The organism is Arthrobacter sp. TJ-217 (genome assembly GCF_058269255.1).
This window is the reverse complement of record NZ_JBZCNJ010000009.1, coordinates 23,101-38,782: the sequence shown is the minus strand read 5'-3', so window position 1 is coordinate 38,782 and position 15,682 is coordinate 23,101. Positions and strand designations below refer to the sequence as shown.

Below are 15,682 nucleotides of genomic sequence, written 5' to 3'. Positions count from 1 at the left end.
CAGGTCTCCAATCTCTTCTGCGTTTCGGAACGGCGCCGTGCGCCGGGGTGCTTTCCTGCCGTCCCTGGTGGTGACGCCGGGCCAGGTGGCCGGTGCCAAGTTTCTCCAACCGCGGTGTTGCCCGCGGAAGCGTCAATGAACTGCATGGTCCCGGGCTAGGCCGACGCCTCCTCGCCGGCAGGGACCAGGCCGAAAGCCTCTCGGACGGCGTGGACGGCGGCGTCAAGCTGGCCGGTCCGGGTGACCGCCGCTATGCAGATTTCGGAGATCTCGACAAGCTCCATGTCGATGCCGGCGTCGGAGAGTGCCCGAAAGAACGTTGAGAAGACATGGGGCGAGGACCGCATGCCAAGTCCGGCGACCGATACCCTCCCCACGTGCTCGTTGATCTCAATGCCTTCGAACGCGATGTCGGTCCGCGCCGACTCGAGCGCTTCCATGGCGGCGGGGGCCTCGGCTGCGGGAATGGTGAAGGAGATGTCGGTACGTCCTGTGTCGGCGGGCCTTGGGCTCTTGACGATCGTTTCCAGGGTCAGGCCCGATCCGGCGAGGTCGTGCACGATCCGGGCCGTGGAGTCCGGGCCCTCCGGCACCCCGACGACAGTGATCCGGGCGCTGGAATTGGCCCCGACCACCTCGGTGATCACCGGTTGTTCCCGTGCGGGTTCCCCGGGCCGCCGGTCGAGGCTCGGCAGGATCAGCGTTCCCCGGTGCTGGGCGAAGGAGGAGCGCACATGGAGGGGGACGCCGAAACGGCGCGCGTACTCGACGCACCTCAGATGCAGGATCTTCGCCCCGGATGCGGCGAACTCGAGCATCTCCTCGCTGGAGATCACATCGATCTTGCGGGCTGTGGGGACAACCCGCGGGTCGGCCGTATAGACGCCGTCGACGTCGGTGTAGATCTCGCAGATGCTTGCGCCAAGCGCTGCGGCAAGTGCGACGGCGGTGAGGTCGGACCCACCCCGTCCAAGCGTCGTGAGTGACTTCTTCCTGCGGGTCCGGCCCTGGAATCCGGCGACGACTGCGATTCCGCCCCGCTCCAGGCAGGAGACGATCCGCTCGGGCCGGACGTCGAGGATGTGCGCCTTACCGTGGAGGTTGTCGGTGATGAGCCCCGCCTGACTGCCCGTGAAGGTGGTTACGTCCTCCCCGAGGTCCGCCAGGGCAAGCGCGAGGGCAGCCATCGACACCAGCTCGCCGGTGGCGATCAGGGCATCGAGGGCCCGGGGATGCGGGCGGGTCGAGACCGCGGCCGCAAGGTCGAGCAGCTCATCGGTCGTATCGCCCATTGCCGAAACCACCGCGACAACGCGGTGCCCTGCTGCCCGGGTTTCCGCGATGCGGCGGGCGGCGCGGAGGATCCCGGCCGCATCGGCGACCGAGGAACCACCGTATTTCTGCACGATGAGGCTCGTGTCGGGACCCGCCGGGCGTGGTACTGCTCCCGGGGCGCCCGCCGGGACCACCGAGGTGACCGCAGGTTCCGGCAGCAGGGGCGCTACAGAGGAAAGCTCGGGCCCGGATGGAGCATCGGATCCATGCAGGAAATTATTCAAGACGGCCTCCTGGGTCAATCAGGAGCGGGGTGCAGGGTTTGGGCTTCGGTCACCTTTCGACTGTGTGACCAGCACCTTGGAAAAACCTTGGGCGGGAGCCGTTCTTGACCTAGGCAGTGCCCCGTGATCTGCGGAATACCGCCAATGCCGCAGTGAATCCCCCGGGCAGCCCGACAGAACGGGGCGTGATGTCCCGGGTCTGCCACTGACCACTCAATTGCTCCCCGCCAGGCATCACGGGAACGGCCGCGGAGACGTCAAGACTCGACGGATCAACGTCCATGCCGGTGCCCAACGCCTTCAGCACCGCCTCCTTGCGGACCCAGAACCGTATCGTCGAGGCGGAGCGCCGTGCCTTCCATACCCGGGAGAGCTGTTTCAGCTCCCCCGGCGCCAGCGCAACCTCCTCGAAGCCTTCAGGTCCCGGCAGCGAGGGGCCTTCAAGGTCGACCCCGAGGCCGGAGATGCCGGGATCAACACTTCCCGCGCTCAGGCACCAGTCTCCGGACCTGCTGAGGCTCATGCGGAGAGCAGGTTCGGGGCCGTGTCCGGGCAGGGTGTACCAGGGCTGGCCGTGGGCACCGTCTCCCGGGGAGCAGGTGGGACACCGGTAGTCTGCCCGCAGCCGCTCAGGGGCCTCCTGCACCAGCCGGGCGGCGTGTTGCCTGAGCAGGATGCGCCCGGCAAGGAACCGCTGGCGCTGGGCCGGCTGGCGGAAGGCGGCGGCCCTGCGCCGCTCCGCGTCATCGAGCAGGACGGCGAGCGCGGGGTCCACCTCGGAGAGGCGCCGCGCGGCGAGAAAAACGCCGTCGATTACGCCATCTGCCGCGTTTTCCATTTCGCCTCCGGAGCCGGCGGGAAAAGCCGGTGTCCGCCTTCGCGGCCGGACCCTGACTTTTCCGTAGTTGGTGACATCCATCACAGCCTATGCCTACGAATGGTAGGTAGGCTTGGCCGTCTCAAAGGCACTTCTGCGTCGGTGGGCGACCTATGAGGTTCATCGAAGGAGGACCTGAATGAAATCCCGAACACGATTGGCGGTCGCCGCCGGCCTGGTGCTGGCAGCGCTCACCTCATGTTCTTCCCCGCCGCCGCTTGTCCCGACGTCGGCCGGAGACGCAGACGAGATTCGGGAAGTCGTCGGCGATCGCGATGTCTTCGCCCATGTTGGGGCACTGCAGGCGGTCGCCGACGCGGAGGGGGGAATCCGCGCCTCCGGCACCTCCGGCTACGAGGAGTCTGCCCGGTATGTCGAGGAGCAGCTGCGCGAGGCCGGGTATGTGCCCGTCCGGCAGCAATTCAGCTACCGCAATGACTGGACCGGCCAGGAAGTTCAATCCTTCAACATCCTGGCGGACAGCCCGGGCAGCGCCGAGCACACCGTTGTGGTGGGCGGGCACCTCGACTCCGTGGCCGAAGGCCCCGGGATCAACGACAACGCAACCGGTGTGGCCGCCATCCTCGAGACTGCCGCCTGGTTGGCGGAAAGCGGGATCGAGCCGGCCAACCGGGTCCGTTTCGCGTTTTGGGGCGGCGAGGAAGACGGATTCTATGGCTCAAACCACTATGTCTCCGAGCTGAGCGGGGAGGAGGTCGACAGGACGGCCCTCAACCTCAATCTCGACATGGTCGGATCACCGAACGGAGTCCGTTTCGTCTACGACGGCGACGGCTCGGATTCGGACGGCGGGCCGAAGGGCTCGGACGCCATCGAGAATGTCTTCCTCGATTATTTCGAACAGAACGAGCTGGCCACCGAGCCAGCGTTCCTGGACGGCGGGTCGGACTACCTGGCCTTTCAGGAGGCCGGGATCGCGGTCGGCGGGCTTTTCACCGGGGACACCGGAATCAAGACCGACTCAGAGGCGCGGCTTCACGGTGGAACGGCAGGGCGGGTACACGACCCCTGCTACCACGAGCGCTGCGACACCATCGACAATGTTGACCCCGAGATGCTCAGCGAAATGACAGGGGCCCTGGCCTACGCGACAAGGGCTTTCGCCATGGCTCCGCCGCCGGAGTAGGTCCGCCGCAGGACCCGGCCCGGGTCCGCCATCTCCGGCCGAACGCGCTTCCATGGCCCAGCGGGGCTGCCCCGGCAGCAGGGCCCGCAGGTGCGGCACACGGCCCGAGCGGGCCCGGGCCGTGTGCCGCAGCGGGCCTAGCTTGCTCCGCTGTAGCTGACGGTCTCCCCGTCGAACGGCGGGGCAGCCGCTTCCGGGACCTGCTGCGGAACCGATCCGGTGACAGCTCCCGCGGCATCGGCGAGGATGTCCAGTCCCCGGCGCAGCTCGCTCGTCTCGATGGTCAGTGCGGGAAGGGTCTTCAGCACCTCCCCCTTCGGTCCTGAGGTTTCGACGAGCAGACCCCGGGCAAAGGCTTCGGAGGCGATGTTCCCCGCCGTGTTCGGGTCGGGGTAGTAGATGCCGGCCATCATTCCGCGTCCGCGCACCCGGGCTCCCTCGGTGCGCACTGCGATCTGTTCGAGCCCGTCGTGGAGTTGAACCGACCGCGCGGCAATCTGGGCTTCGAATTCAGGCCCGGACCAGAAGTGGCGCAGAGCCGCGGCACCGGTCACGAAGGCGGGGTTGTGGCCGCGGAACGTGCCGTTGTGCTCACCGTGCTTCCAGATATCGAGTTCCGGCCTGAACAACGTCAGGGCCATGGGCAGTCCGAAGCCCGAGATCGATTTCGAGAGGCAGACGATATCCGGAATGATGCCCGCCTCCTCGAAGCTGAAGAAGGTTCCGGTGCGCCCGCATCCTGCCTGCACGTCGTCGACGATGAGGAGTACGCCATGCTGGCGGCAGATCTCGGCGAGTCCCCTGAGCCAGGACGGGCGCGCGGTCCTGAGCCCGCCTTCGCCCTGGACCGTCTCGACAATAACCGCCGCCGGCAGATCCAGACCCGAGCCGCTGTCCTCGAGGATCCGGCTGAGCCACTGGAAATCCTCACCCCCGTCGAGGTATCCGTCATAGGGAATACTCGACGTGTTCGTCAGGGGAATTCCGGCCCCCCGGCGCTTCATTGAGTTGCCCGTGACGGACAGCGAGCCGAGGGTCATGCCGTGGAATGCGTTGGTGAAGCCGAGGATGTGATGCCTTCCGGTAACCTTCCGGGCAAGCTTCAACGCCGACTCAACCGTGTTCGTCCCCGTGGGGCCGGGGAACATCACCTTGTAGTCAAGGGCCCGCGGCGCGAGGATGAGCTCGCGGAAGGTCTCGAGGAAGTTCCGCTTTGCAGGAGTCTTCATGTCAAGGGAATGGACAATGGCGCCCGACTGGAGATACTCGATCAGCGGCTTAAGCAGCAGCGGATTGTTGTGTCCGTAATTCAGTGCCCCGGCGCCGGAAAAGAAGTCAACGTACTCCTTGCCGTCCTCGCTGTAGAGCATGCTTCCCGCGGCGCGTTCAAAGACTGTGTCCCAACCGCGGCAGTAACTGCGGACTTCGGATTCGAGGGTTTCAAAAATATCCGTCACTGGTCTTCCTTCGGTCTGTCGCTGCCCGTCTGGCGGTCTCCGTCCAGGCAGCTCTTCATCGGATCCGGTCGGCCGGCCGCCGGAGCGCGCCGTCCACCGGCTACGGAAGTCAGGTCGAGGCGGTGGCCTTCCTGATCCATTCCGGTGTCAAGGGAATTTTCGATGCGGGGCTGGGAAGTGTGGTGCCGCGCGTGGGCAGATTCACTGCGGAACGCCGCGGTGCGCGGGAATGAGTGCCAGACGGGCTGGCTGGGGCCTGGCGCACGATCCGGCGGGTATGATCCGCACATCGCGTGCACTGTCGAGGCCAACGGAGGGATAACCCTTCGGGCAGCGTCGGCCTGCCATGACCGGCGCGGCAGTGGAGACCAAGCAGAGCAGTGGAGACCACGAACAGCACCGGTAGCGCGAGACCTACGCTGGTTCGCCCTGCTGCTCGGCGGGCGAATTCACCGTTCAATCACCGTAGCGTCATCTACTGAGGTTGACCAGAGCATCTTTTCCCGGCCGGAAACTCCAACGGGTCAGCCCGAGTCCCGGCAAGCCCTTCCGGCTCAGGAGCGAACAGGTCAGGCCTGAAGCGGCTGTTGCGCGCGCCAGCGTTTGCGCAGCCCCATGGCCGGCTCCGCGATCCGTGCGAGGATCGGCCCGAGGATGGCCATGATGAGGACGTAGGTCGTAGCCAGCGGAGCGATCTCACTGTGCACGGCACCCGAGGCGACGGCCAGACCGGCAATGACGATTGAGAACTCGCCCCGGGCCACCAGCGCCGTTCCGGCTCGTGCCCTGCCGCGGGGGCCAACGCCCTGCCGGGCCGCCGCCCACCATCCGGTGGCGATCTTGGTTGCCGCGGTCACCACGGCGAGCAGGACCGCCCAGCCGAGGACGGGCGGTATCAAGGCCGGGTCGGTGTTCAGCCCGAACACAACGAAGAAGATTGCAGCGAAGAGGTCACGCAGCGGTTCGAGCACCCGCGCGGCACTTTCGGCGGTGACCCCGGAGATGGCAATGCCGAGGAGGAATGCCCCGACCGCAGCGGAGACCTGCACTGCCGAAGCGAGCCCTGCCACAAGCAGCGCCGCTCCGATCAGGGTCAGGAGGAAAACCTCACGGTCCTTGCTGTCAACGATCGCAGAGACGACGTTGCCCCAGCGCAGCGCAACGACAAGCACAACTGTCACAGCGACGAGGGAGATGCCCACCGTCTGGACTCCCGCGACGAAGCTCAGCCCGGCGAGGACCGCGGTGAGGATCGGGAGGTACACGGCCATCGCGAGGTCCTCGAAGACGAGGATGGCCAGGACGGTCGGTGTCTCCCGGTTGCCAAGGCGCCCCAGGTCGCTGATTACCTTCGCCGCGATCCCGGAGGAGGAAATGTAGGTCACTCCGCCCATGACGAGCGCGCCGACGGGCCCCCAGCCGAGGATCAGGGCCACGGCTGCCCCGGGCAGGAAGTTGAGGACGGCGTCGACCACCCCGGCCATCCAGGACTGGCGCATGCCCGTGACGAGCTCCGTCGCCGTGTACGCGAGCCCGAGCATCAGCAGCAGGAGGACGACGCCGATCTCGCTGGCCACCTCGCTGAACCGCGCAATCCCCTCCAGCTCGAGGAACCCGCCCTGCCCGAAGAAGAGCCCTCCCACCAGGTAGAGCGGGATGGGCGAGAGGCCGAAGCGCCCCGCCAGGCGGCCCAGCACTCCGAGGCACAGCAGAACAGCACCAAGTTCAATCAGGGTGAGCGCAGTTGTGTGCACTGCTTAGCCGTGCCGCAGGATTTCCGCCGCGGTGTCGAGACCTTCCGAGGTTCCAACGACCACCAGAAGGTCACCGGCTGCAAGGACGAAGTCCGGGGTGGGCGAAGCCTGGACCTCGCCGGAACTGAGCACGGCCACCACCGAGGCGCCCGACCGGGACCGCATGCGCGTATCACCGAGGGGCCGGCCGGCGAAGGGTGAGCCGCGCTCGACGAGGAACTGCCGCGTGGTCACCCCGGGGAGGTCGCGGTGCTCCTCGGTGAGCCGGGCCACGAGGTGCCGCGCGCCGAGCAGGTTCCCGATCGTTGCAGCCTCATCGGGGGTCAGCGGGATCGAAGCGACGCAGGCATCCGGGTCGCTGACCGCCGAGATAATCAGGTCGAGGCTCCCTTCCCGGTGCGCGACGATGCCGATGCGGCGGCCCGAGGCCGTTTCGATGTCCCGGCGGACCCCAATTCCGGGCAGGGGTACTTCATCAACGTTCATTGAAGGATTCTATGCCCGACCGGCTGTGCCGCTGCCAGCCTCGGGAACGCGGGTGCGCACTTTGGTATGACTTCACGGAACGATCAGCCTATCCGGAGGAGGAATTTCGGCGCGCGGCGGCTGGTGTGAGTTCGGAGGCCGCCTGAGGGTCCCTCGGCGCTGATCCGGTCAGCAGGGACGCAGCAAGTTCGGCCACGGCCGAGGATGTCTGGAACCCGTAGCCGCCCTGGCCTGCCAACCAGAAGAAACTGTCAATCTCCGGATCGAAGCCCACGACCGGAAGGCCGCTCGGCGGGGAGGTCCTGAGCCCGGTCCACTTCCTGACGACGCCCGTGATGCCGAGGGTCGTCAGCCGGTTCAGCCGCCCGATCAGGGCCTCCACGTCTCCCGGATTGGGGCGTGCGTCCTCGGGAATGCTCGGCACGCTCTCGCTCGGCGAGATGAGCACGCCGGATTCGTCGCGGCGGAAGTAGAAGGAGTCGTCGGCGGCGGCGACCATCGGCGTGCCCGGCGCGGGCTGTGCCGCGGCGGTGACCACTGCTGCGGTGCGCCGGTAGGGCACCAGCGCCTGGGGTTGGGCTCCGCACATGCCGGCGATCCCGTCGGCCCAGGCGCCCGCCGCGTTGACGATCACCCGGGCGGACAGTGTGTGCTCCCCCGCCGTGACGTGCCATCCCCGGGCCTCCCGGCGGGCCGCGGTGACGCGCGCACCCGTTACGATCAGCGCGCCGAATGCCGCTGCCTCGGCCCGGTGGTACTCAAGCAGCGCGTCGGTGTCCGTCCCCACGCAGGTAGTGTCGAGCCCGGCGGCCTTAAAGGTGTCGGGAAGCAGCTGGGGGCACAGCCGCAGCGCCTCGGCGTGGGACACCTCGCGCATCGACCCGCTCGCCTTGGCGGCCACGTCGGCTTCGCTGCCGATGAGCAGGAAGCTCCGCGGCGCGGTCAGTGCCAGCGAGGTCCGTTCCTGCACGCCGGCAAGGAGGTCGAGGGTGCGCCGGGTGAGGTTTCGGACGACGGGCGGACCGTAGCTGGGGATCAGCTGGCGGGCCGAACGGGACGAGGTGTGGTAGCCGAGGGTCGGTTCCGCCTCGACCAGGATGACCCTGGGTGCCCGGCCGGGAGCCACCCGGTAGGCGGGCTGGCCGGCCAGCTCGGAGGCCAGCGACAGGCCCGCAATGCCTCCGCCGATGATCAGCACCTCGCAGGTGAGCTTCATTGCGCCATCCTAGGCGCATCCCTGGCCGGGCACGCCCCAGCACGCCGGCGCCCCGGCTGCTGGGCGCCGGCCGGATGCAAGGAAACCGGGCGGAGGTGTCAGCTGCCGGCGGTTTCAGCGCGTGCGGCGACGAACGCCGCAACGCAGGCTTCGATGTCTTCGCTGCTGTGGGCCGCGGAGAGCTGGACCCTGATGCGGGCGGCGCCCTTGGGTACAACCGGGTAGCTGAACGCCGTGACAAAGACGCCGTGGGCCAGCATTGCATCGGCGGTCCGTGCCGCAAGCACTGCATCGCCGAACATCACCGGGATGATTGCGTGCTCGCCTTCGAGCAGGTCGAAGCCCTCCTCGGTCATCCGGCGCCGGAAGTGAGCGGCGTTCGCCGTCAGGGCGGCGCGGAGGTCTGCGCTGTTCTGCACCATGTCGAGGGCCGTGAGGGTCGCTGCGACGATCGACGGGGCCAGCGAGTTGGAGAAGAGGTAGGGACGGGCGCGCTGGCGCAGCAGCGCAACGATCTCGCTCCGGGCCGCGACGTAACCGCCGGAGGCTCCCCCGAGGGCCTTGCCGAAGGTACCGGTGTAGATATCCACGCGCCCGCTCACACCTGCGTGCTCCGGGGTGCCCGCGCCGGTGGCGCCCATGAACCCGACGGCGTGGGAGTCATCGACCATGACCAGGGCGTCGTGCTTCTCCGCGAGGTCGCAGATCGCCTCAAGCGGCGCGAGGTAGCCGTCCATCGAAAAGACGCCGTCGGTGACGATCAGGCGGCGTCGGGCCGTCGACGCCTCCTTGAGTTTCGCCTCGAGATCGGACATGTCCCGGTTGGCGTACCGGAAACGCTTGGCCTTGCTCAGCCGGATGCCGTCGATGATCGAAGCATGGTTGAGGGCGTCGGAGATGACGGCGTCCTCGGCGCTCAGCAGCGATTCGAAGACTCCCCCGTTCGCGTCGAAGCAGGAGGAGAAAAGGATGGTGTCCTCGGTTCCGAGGAACTCCGAGACCCGCTTCTCGAGGTCGAGGTGGAGGTCCGAGGTGCCGCAGATGAACCGCACCGAGGCCATGCCGAAGCCGCGCTCGTCGAGCGCGGATTTGGCCGAGGCGATGATGTCGGGGTGGTCGGCGAGCCCGAGGTAGTTGTTGGCGCAGAAGTTGAGCACGTCCGCCGAGCCGCCGTCGAGGCTTCCGGCGCGGATGTGGCTCGACTGCGGCGAGGAGATGCGGCGCTCATGCTTGAAGAGGCCCGCACCGCGGATGTCGTCAAGCTCACCGGTGAGCTGGTCCCGAACTGAGGTGTACATTGTGCTTCTCCTTAAGTCTTAGAGGGCTGTCCAGTCGAGGACCACTTTGCCGCTTGCACCGCGGCGGGCCGTGTCGAAGCCTTCCTGCCAGCGCGATGCGGGAAGGGTGTCGGTGACCACGCTCGCGACGGCATCGCGCAGGCCGGCGTTCGAGGAAAGCATCGCGCTCATGGCGTACCAGGTTTCGAACATCTCCCGCCCGTAGATGCCCTTGAGGGTCAGCATGTGGGTGACGACCTTGCCCCAGTCGATCGAGATGGACTCCGAGGGCAGGCCGAGCATGGCGATCTTCCCGCCGTGGTTCATGTTGTCGATCATTTCGGGAAGGGCGGAGGCGTGGCCCGACATCTCCATTCCAATGTCGAATCCCTCCTTCATCCCCAGTTCCCGCTGTGCCTCGGAAATGCGCATGCGGCTGACGTCCACGGCGATGTCGGCCCCGACGGCGCGTGCCAGTTCAAGCCTCGGTGCGGCGACGTCGGTGATGGCGATCTTGCGCGCTCCGGCGTGGCGGGCGACGGCGACGGCCATGAGGCCGATCGGCCCGGCGCCGGTGATCAGGACATCTTCCCCGACCAGCGGGAAGCTCAGGGCGGTGTGGACCGCATTGCCGAAGGGGTCGAAGATCGCGCCGAGCTCGGGGCTGATCTCGTCGCGGTGCACCCAGGCGTTCGTTTCGGGGATCACCACGTATTCGGCGAAGGCGCCGTCGCGCTGCACGCCCACGCTCGAGGTGTGGATGCACATCTGGCGGCGGCCGGCGCGGCAGTTCCGGCAGATGCCGCAGACGATGTGCCCCTCGCCGGAGACCCGGTCTCCGATGCGCACGTCCCGGACCCCGCCGCCGAGTTCGACAACCTCGCCGTAGAATTCGTGGCCTGGAATGAGCGGGGCGTTGATCATGCCCTGCGCCCAGGAGTCCCAGGATTCGATGTGGAGGTCGGTTCCGCAGATCCCGGTGGTCATCACGCGGATCTTCACTTCGCCAAGTCCCACTGTGGGCTCCGGGCGGTCGACCATTTCGAAGCCGGCTTTTGCCCCGGCCTTGTACAGCGCCTTCACGTGCGTCCTTCCCCACCTCCCGCGCGGGCGGCGGGTTGCGCTGCACGGGGGAGGTTTCCTGTGTGGCTGCGGTGACAGCCGAATTCAGATTATCAGTGGTCGCGGAAGGACCGGCCCTCCCCCACCTCCGGAGCCCGCCGCGGTCCTGCCCACTGACGGCCGCCGGCCGGTGGGCATGTCCGGATATGACCACCGATGGGAGGAGTTGACCGGGCAGGCTGGTTGTGCGGTCAGCCCGGTCCGGGACCGGCGTCCTCGAGGACGGCCCGGATGCCCTGGTGTCCGAGGCTGCGGAACACCGGCTGGTCGTCGGAGGAGGCAAGCATGGCGCCGGCCATGCTCAGCGCCCAGCCGCGGGCCCGCTGCCAGGTGGCGGCGTCGGTGGGCCGCACCGCATCGACCGCAGCCATGAACCGGCGCCGGGCGTCGGGGGCGAAGACGAGCCACGCGGCGGCGAGGTCGGTGGCGGGGTCACCGCTGGTGAGGTCGCCGAAGTCGACGACGGCCGAGAGCCCGCCCGCGCGGGTCAATACGAGGTTCCCGGCATGGAGGTCGCCGTGCAGCCACAGCGCGGGCCCCGTCCATGCGGGAACGGCGCACGCGGCTGCCCACACCTCCCCCAACCGTTCCGTCGGCCCGGGTCCCAGGACCGGCGCGAGCTGGGCAAAGCGCTCCTGCACTGCGGCGTCCCTTCCCGTGAGGGGTCCGCCGCGCCCGACGGGGCTGACCGGCGCTTCTGGCGGGGCCGGCGTGCCGAAGGCGGTGAGGAACGCGGCGAGCGGTTCGGCTGCCTGGTCCCGTTCGGCGGGGGAAGCCGTTGCCGCACTGCGCCCGGGGTGCCACGCACAGATGCTCCAGTGCCAGGGGTAGAGGGCGGACGGCGATCCTGTACGCAACGGCGCCGATGTGCCGACGGCAACGGAAGGCCCCAACGCGGCGGCGAGGCCGGGGAGCCAGCGCTGTTCATTGAGCATCAGCTGCGCCGCGGAGGCCCTCCGGGGCAGGCGGACCACGAGGGAGCCGCCCAGCCGGTAGAGCCGGTTGTCCCAGCCCTCGTCGGCGGGCCGCAGCTCGAGCCCGGCGAGGTCGGGGTGCTGCTCCTCGAGCAGCGCGCGGACGAGTCCCGGGGTTATCCCGACCTCGGCGCCCGGCATGTTGGCCACCGGCGTCCTCCCCCTTCGGTTCGTGTTCCCACATCGCGGGCTGTGTCTGCGGGGCTGCCCACTGACCGGCCCGTTTCACTGGGCAGGTCCGGACATGCCCGCCGGTGCCATTGTGTCAGTGGGCACCCGTGCTTGGATTCCTCCCAGGGGCGACCGGAAGCACGCCCGGAAACACCCCTGCCCACCGACGCGGTGCTGTCGGTGGGCAGGGGTGATCAGTGGGGAGCGCTGCCGGTCCTCAGCCCTCGACGCCGAGGCGCTGCAGGATCAGTTCGCGCACGCGGCCGGCGTCGGCCTGCCCGCGGGTTGCCTTCATGACGCCGCCCACAATCGCGCCGACGGCCTGGACCTTGCCGCCGCGGATCTTATCGGCAACGTCGGGCTGGGCCGCGAGGGCTCCGTCGATCGCCTCAAGGAGCGGCCCGTCGTCGGAGACAACGGCAAGGCCGCGCGCCTCCACGACCTCGGCCGGGGTGCCCTCACCGGCGAGGACGCCGTCGAGCACCTCGCGGGAGAGCTTGTCGTTGATCTTGCCCGATTCGATCAGCGCGTTGAGCTCGACGATCAGCTCTGGAGTGACTCCGAGCTCGGCGGGCTCGACGTCGGCGACCTTGGCGCGGCGGGAGATCTCGCCCATCCACCACTTGCGGGCGACAGCGGGGGTGACTCCGGCGGCGATCGTGTCTTCGACCGACGTCATGACGCCTGCGTTGACGACGTCGCGGAACTCGGCGTCGGAGTAGCCCCAGTCGGCCTGAAGGCGCTTGCGGCGCTCGGCGGGGGGCTCGGGCAGTTCGGAGCGCAGCTTCTCGATCCAGGCCTCGTTCGTGACGACGGGAACGAGGTCGGGCTCCGGGAAGTAGCGGTAGTCGTCGGCGTCGGACTTGGGCCGCCCGGCCGTCGTGGAACGGGTGTCCTCGTGCCAGTGGCGGGTCTCCTGCACGATTGCGGCACCGGAGTCGAGGACCGCGGCGTGCCGCTGGATCTCGTAGGTGACGGCGTGCTCGACGGAGCGCAGGGAGTTGACGTTCTTCGTCTCGGTGCGGGTGCCGAACTTCGTCGTGCCCTTGGGCATCAGGGACACGTTCGCGTCGCAGCGCACGTTGCCGCGCTCCATCCGGGCGTCGGATACGCCGAGGTTCTTCACGATTTCGCGGATTGCGGCGACGTAGGCCTTGGCCAGCTCGGGGGCGCGCGAACCGGCGCCGACGATGGGCTTTGTGACGATCTCCACGAGGGGAACGCCTGCCCGGTTGTAGTCGACGAGGGAGAACTCGGCCCCGTGGATGCGCCCGGTCGAGCCGCCCATGTGGGTCAGCTTCCCGGCGTCCTCCTCCATGTGCGCGCGCTCGATCTCAACGGTGAACACCGTGCCGTCGGCGAGTTCGATGTCGATCGAGCCGTCGTAGGCGATCGGCTCGTCGTACTGGGAGGTCTGGAAGTTCTTCGGGGTGTCGGGGTAGAAGTAGTTCTTCCGCGCGAAGTGGCACCGCTCGGCGATCTTGCAGCCAAGGGCCAGCCCGATCTTGATCGATGACTCGACGGCGACCCTGTTGATCACGGGCAGCACCCCGGGCAGGCCGAGGTCCACCGGGGTGATGTTCGTGTTCGGGGTGTCCCCAAAAGCGTTGGGGGCCGAGGAGAACATCTTGGTCTTGGTGTTCAGCTCGACGTGCACCTCGAATCCGAGGACCGGGTCGTACTTTTCCATTGCCTCGTCGAAGGAAAGGATTTCTTCGGTAACGGCCGTCATTACTTCACTCCTGCAAGGTCGGGGGCCTGCGCCAGGAGCGGTCCGCCCCACTTGTCTTCGAGCAGCGCTTCGAGCACGGCGCCCACGCGGTAGAGCCGGGCGTCCTTCCGTGCGGGGGCAAGCAGCTGGATGCCCACCGGCAGGTTGTCCTCGTCGGCGAGCCCGCCGGGCAGGGAGAGCCCGGGGATCCCTGCCATGTTGGCGGGGATGGTGGCGACGTCGTTGAGGTACATCGCCAGCGGATCGTTGAGCTTTTCACCGAGTTTGAACGCCGTCGTGGGCGCGGTCGGGGAAATCAGGACGTCGGCCTGCCCGAAGGCGGCGGCGAAGTCGCGCTGGATCAGCGTGCGCACCTTCTGGGCCGAGCCGTAGTAGGCGTCGTAGTAGCCGGCGCTCAGGGCGTAGGTGCCGAGGATGATGCGGCGCTTGACCTCGTCGCCGAAGCCCGCGGCCCGGGTGGCCCCCATGACGCGCTCGATGGTCGGGGCGCCGTCGGGCACGACGCGCAGGCCGAAGCGCACGCCGTCGTACTTGGCCAGGTTGCTCGAGGCCTCCGAGGGCATGATCAGGTAGTAGGCGCCAAGGGCGTACTTGAAGTTCGGGCAGGAGACCTCGACGATCTCGGCGCCTGCTCCGCGGAGCAGGTCGAGGGATTCCGCGAAGCGGTTCAGGACGCCGGCCTGGTAGCCCTCGCCCTGGAGTTCCTTGATGACGCCGATGCGCAGGCCCTTGACCTCGCCGCGGGCGGCTGCCTCGACGAGCGCCCCCACCGGGTCGGTCAGCGAGGTCGAATCGTGCGGGTCGTGGCCGCCGATCACCTCGTGGAGCAGTGCGGAGTCGAGCACTGTGCGCGAAACGGGGCCGATCTGGTCGAGCGAGGAGGCCATGGCGATCGCCCCGTAGCGCGAGACGCCGCCGTAGGTGGGCTTGACGCCGACGGTGCCGGTGACGGCGCCGGGCTGGCGGATGGAGCCGCCGGTGTCGGTGCCGAGGGCCAGGGGCGCCTCAAAGGCCGCGACGGCGGCCGCGGAGCCTCCGCCGGAGCCGCCCGGAATCCGGTCGAGGTCCCAGGGGTTGCGGGTGGGCCCGTATGCGGAGTGCTCGGTCGAGGACCCCATGGCGAACTCGTCGAGGTTCGTCTTGCCGAGAATCGGCATGCGCGCATCGCGCAACCGGCGGACGACGGTTGCGTCGTACGGGCTGTGCCAGCCCTCGAGGATCTTCGAACCGGCGGTCGTGGGTTGACCCTTGGTGACGATGAGGTCCTTGACCGCGATGGGCACGCCGGCGAGAGGGTGGAGCACGTCGCCGTCGGCGCGGGCCTTGTCGACCTCGGCCGCCACGAGCAGCGCCTCTTCGGTGTTGACGTGGAGGAAGGCGTTGACGGCGCCGTCAACGGCCGCGATGCGGTCAAGGTGGGCCTGGGTGGCCTCGACGGCGGAAACCTCGCCGGACTGCAGCTTCTGCGAGAGCGCCGCGGCGCTCAGTCGGATGATGTCGCTCATCGGTTATTCCCCGTCCAGGATGGCCGGGACCTTGAAGCGTCCGTCGGCGTTGTCGGGAGCGCCGGCGAGCGCCTCCTCGTTGCTGAGGGTCTCCCCCACGACATCGTCGCGGTAGACGTTGCTTAGCGGAATCGGGTGACTGGTGGCGGGGACGTCGTCGCCGGCCACCTCGCTGACGCTCTTGATCGAATCGACGATCACCGCCAGCTCACCGGCCATGCGGTCGAGCTCCTCGGAGCTCATGTCGATGTGGGCCAGCCGCGCCAGATGCGCGACGTCCTCACGGTTAATCTCAGCCATGGATCTCCCCTGGAAGTGGATGGGTATCTGCCTCTAGTCTACGGGGGCCGGACGCCGGTGAAGGTACTGCCCCGGCGCCTCGCCCCCGCCGCGCACGGCAGGGCG

13 protein-coding genes are annotated in these 15,682 nt (G+C 68.2%); 1 reads left to right on the top strand and 12 read right to left on the bottom strand.

What is annotated here, in order from left to right; translation table 11 throughout:
- Positions 1 to 155: 155 nt before the first annotated feature.
- A complete protein-coding gene (locus AC4D2R_RS15210; RefSeq protein WP_490941108.1) occupies positions 156 to 1,469 on the bottom strand; it encodes an aspartate kinase in 1,314 nt (437 codons plus the stop codon).
- Positions 1,470 to 1,668: 199 nt separating this feature from the next.
- Positions 1,669 to 2,397 carry a 4'-phosphopantetheinyl transferase family protein gene (locus AC4D2R_RS15205; RefSeq protein ID WP_490940972.1) on the bottom strand — a complete coding sequence of 243 codons (729 nt, stop codon included), beginning with the start codon at positions 2,395 to 2,397 and terminating at the stop codon, positions 1,669 to 1,671.
- A gap of 178 nt (positions 2,398 to 2,575) precedes the next feature.
- Here AC4D2R_RS15205 and AC4D2R_RS15200 point away from each other — a divergent pair, with 178 nt between their 5' ends.
- Entirely contained in the window at positions 2,576 to 3,583 is a 1,008-nt protein-coding gene (locus tag AC4D2R_RS15200; protein WP_490940971.1) for a M20/M25/M40 family metallo-hydrolase, read from the top strand.
- Between the two features lie 137 nt (positions 3,584 to 3,720).
- Here the strand turns inward: AC4D2R_RS15200 and ectB are convergent, their stop codons facing one another.
- The 10 genes from ectB to gatC all read right to left on the bottom strand — a co-directional run bounded on the left by ectB (position 3,721) and on the right by gatC (position 15,577).
- Positions 3,721 to 5,040 (bottom strand): diaminobutyrate--2-oxoglutarate transaminase, encoded by a 1,320-nt coding sequence (gene ectB / locus AC4D2R_RS15195; protein ID WP_490940970.1) that lies wholly within the window; start codon positions 5,038 to 5,040, stop codon positions 3,721 to 3,723.
- A gap of 569 nt (positions 5,041 to 5,609) precedes the next feature.
- The gene (locus tag AC4D2R_RS15190) at positions 5,610 to 6,794 is read right to left on the bottom strand and encodes a cation:proton antiporter (protein WP_490940969.1); all 1,185 of its coding nucleotides are present in this window, start codon (positions 6,792 to 6,794) and stop codon (positions 5,610 to 5,612) included.
- Positions 6,795 to 6,797: 3 nt separating this feature from the next.
- Positions 6,798 to 7,280 carry a cation:proton antiporter regulatory subunit gene (locus AC4D2R_RS15185; RefSeq protein WP_490940968.1) on the bottom strand — a complete coding sequence of 161 codons (483 nt, stop codon included), beginning with the start codon at positions 7,278 to 7,280 and terminating at the stop codon, positions 6,798 to 6,800.
- An 88-nt stretch (positions 7,281 to 7,368) separates the two neighbouring features.
- Positions 7,369 to 8,496: an NAD(P)/FAD-dependent oxidoreductase gene (locus tag AC4D2R_RS15180; RefSeq protein WP_490940967.1), complete on the bottom strand. Its 1,128-nt coding sequence runs from the start codon at positions 8,494 to 8,496 to the stop codon at positions 7,369 to 7,371.
- Between the two features lie 98 nt (positions 8,497 to 8,594).
- Positions 8,595 to 9,794: a glycine C-acetyltransferase gene (locus AC4D2R_RS15175; protein WP_490940966.1), complete on the bottom strand. Its 1,200-nt coding sequence runs from the start codon at positions 9,792 to 9,794 to the stop codon at positions 8,595 to 8,597.
- Positions 9,795 to 9,812: 18 nt separating this feature from the next.
- Positions 9,813 to 10,856 carry an L-threonine 3-dehydrogenase gene (tdh, locus tag AC4D2R_RS15170; protein WP_490940965.1) on the bottom strand — a complete coding sequence of 348 codons (1,044 nt, stop codon included), beginning with the start codon at positions 10,854 to 10,856 and terminating at the stop codon, positions 9,813 to 9,815.
- Positions 10,857 to 11,086: 230 nt separating this feature from the next.
- A complete protein-coding gene (locus AC4D2R_RS15165; RefSeq protein WP_490941107.1) occupies positions 11,087 to 12,010 on the bottom strand; it encodes an aminoglycoside phosphotransferase family protein in 924 nt (307 codons plus the stop codon).
- Between the two features lie 247 nt (positions 12,011 to 12,257).
- The gene (gatB, locus tag AC4D2R_RS15160) at positions 12,258 to 13,772 is read right to left on the bottom strand and encodes an Asp-tRNA(Asn)/Glu-tRNA(Gln) amidotransferase subunit GatB (RefSeq protein ID WP_490940964.1); all 1,515 of its coding nucleotides are present in this window, start codon (positions 13,770 to 13,772) and stop codon (positions 12,258 to 12,260) included.
- Positions 13,772 to 15,277, bottom strand: coding sequence for an Asp-tRNA(Asn)/Glu-tRNA(Gln) amidotransferase subunit GatA (gatA, locus tag AC4D2R_RS15155; protein ID WP_490940963.1), 1,506 nt, complete (start codon positions 15,275 to 15,277; stop codon positions 13,772 to 13,774). The genes gatB and gatA overlap by 1 nt, the downstream gene beginning before the upstream one ends.
- A 3-nt stretch (positions 15,278 to 15,280) precedes the next feature.
- Positions 15,281 to 15,577: an Asp-tRNA(Asn)/Glu-tRNA(Gln) amidotransferase subunit GatC gene (gatC, locus tag AC4D2R_RS15150; RefSeq protein WP_198812287.1), complete on the bottom strand. Its 297-nt coding sequence runs from the start codon at positions 15,575 to 15,577 to the stop codon at positions 15,281 to 15,283.
- Positions 15,578 to 15,682: the final 105 nt, after the last annotated feature.

Coding starts and splice junctions, on each gene's coding strand:
- AC4D2R_RS15180 (WP_490940967.1), bottom strand. CDS start 8,496: ATGAAGCTCACCTGCGAGGTGCTGATCATCGGCGGAGGCATTGCGGGC.
- AC4D2R_RS15165 (WP_490941107.1), bottom strand. CDS start 12,010: ATGCCGGGCGCCGAGGTCGGGATAACCCCGGGACTCGTCCGCGCGCTG.
- gatB (WP_490940964.1), bottom strand. CDS start 13,772: ATGACGGCCGTTACCGAAGAAATCCTTTCCTTCGACGAGGCAATGGAA.
- AC4D2R_RS15205 (WP_490940972.1), bottom strand. CDS start 2,397: ATGGAAAACGCGGCAGATGGCGTAATCGACGGCGTTTTTCTCGCCGCG.
- AC4D2R_RS15185 (WP_490940968.1), bottom strand. CDS start 7,280: ATGAACGTTGATGAAGTACCCCTGCCCGGAATTGGGGTCCGCCGGGAC.
- gatC (WP_198812287.1), bottom strand. CDS start 15,577: ATGGCTGAGATTAACCGTGAGGACGTCGCGCATCTGGCGCGGCTGGCC.
- AC4D2R_RS15175 (WP_490940966.1), bottom strand. CDS start 9,794: ATGTACACCTCAGTTCGGGACCAGCTCACCGGTGAGCTTGACGACATC.
- gatA (WP_490940963.1), bottom strand. CDS start 15,277: ATGAGCGACATCATCCGACTGAGCGCCGCGGCGCTCTCGCAGAAGCTG.
- AC4D2R_RS15200 (WP_490940971.1), top strand. CDS start 2,576: ATGAAATCCCGAACACGATTGGCGGTCGCCGCCGGCCTGGTGCTGGCA.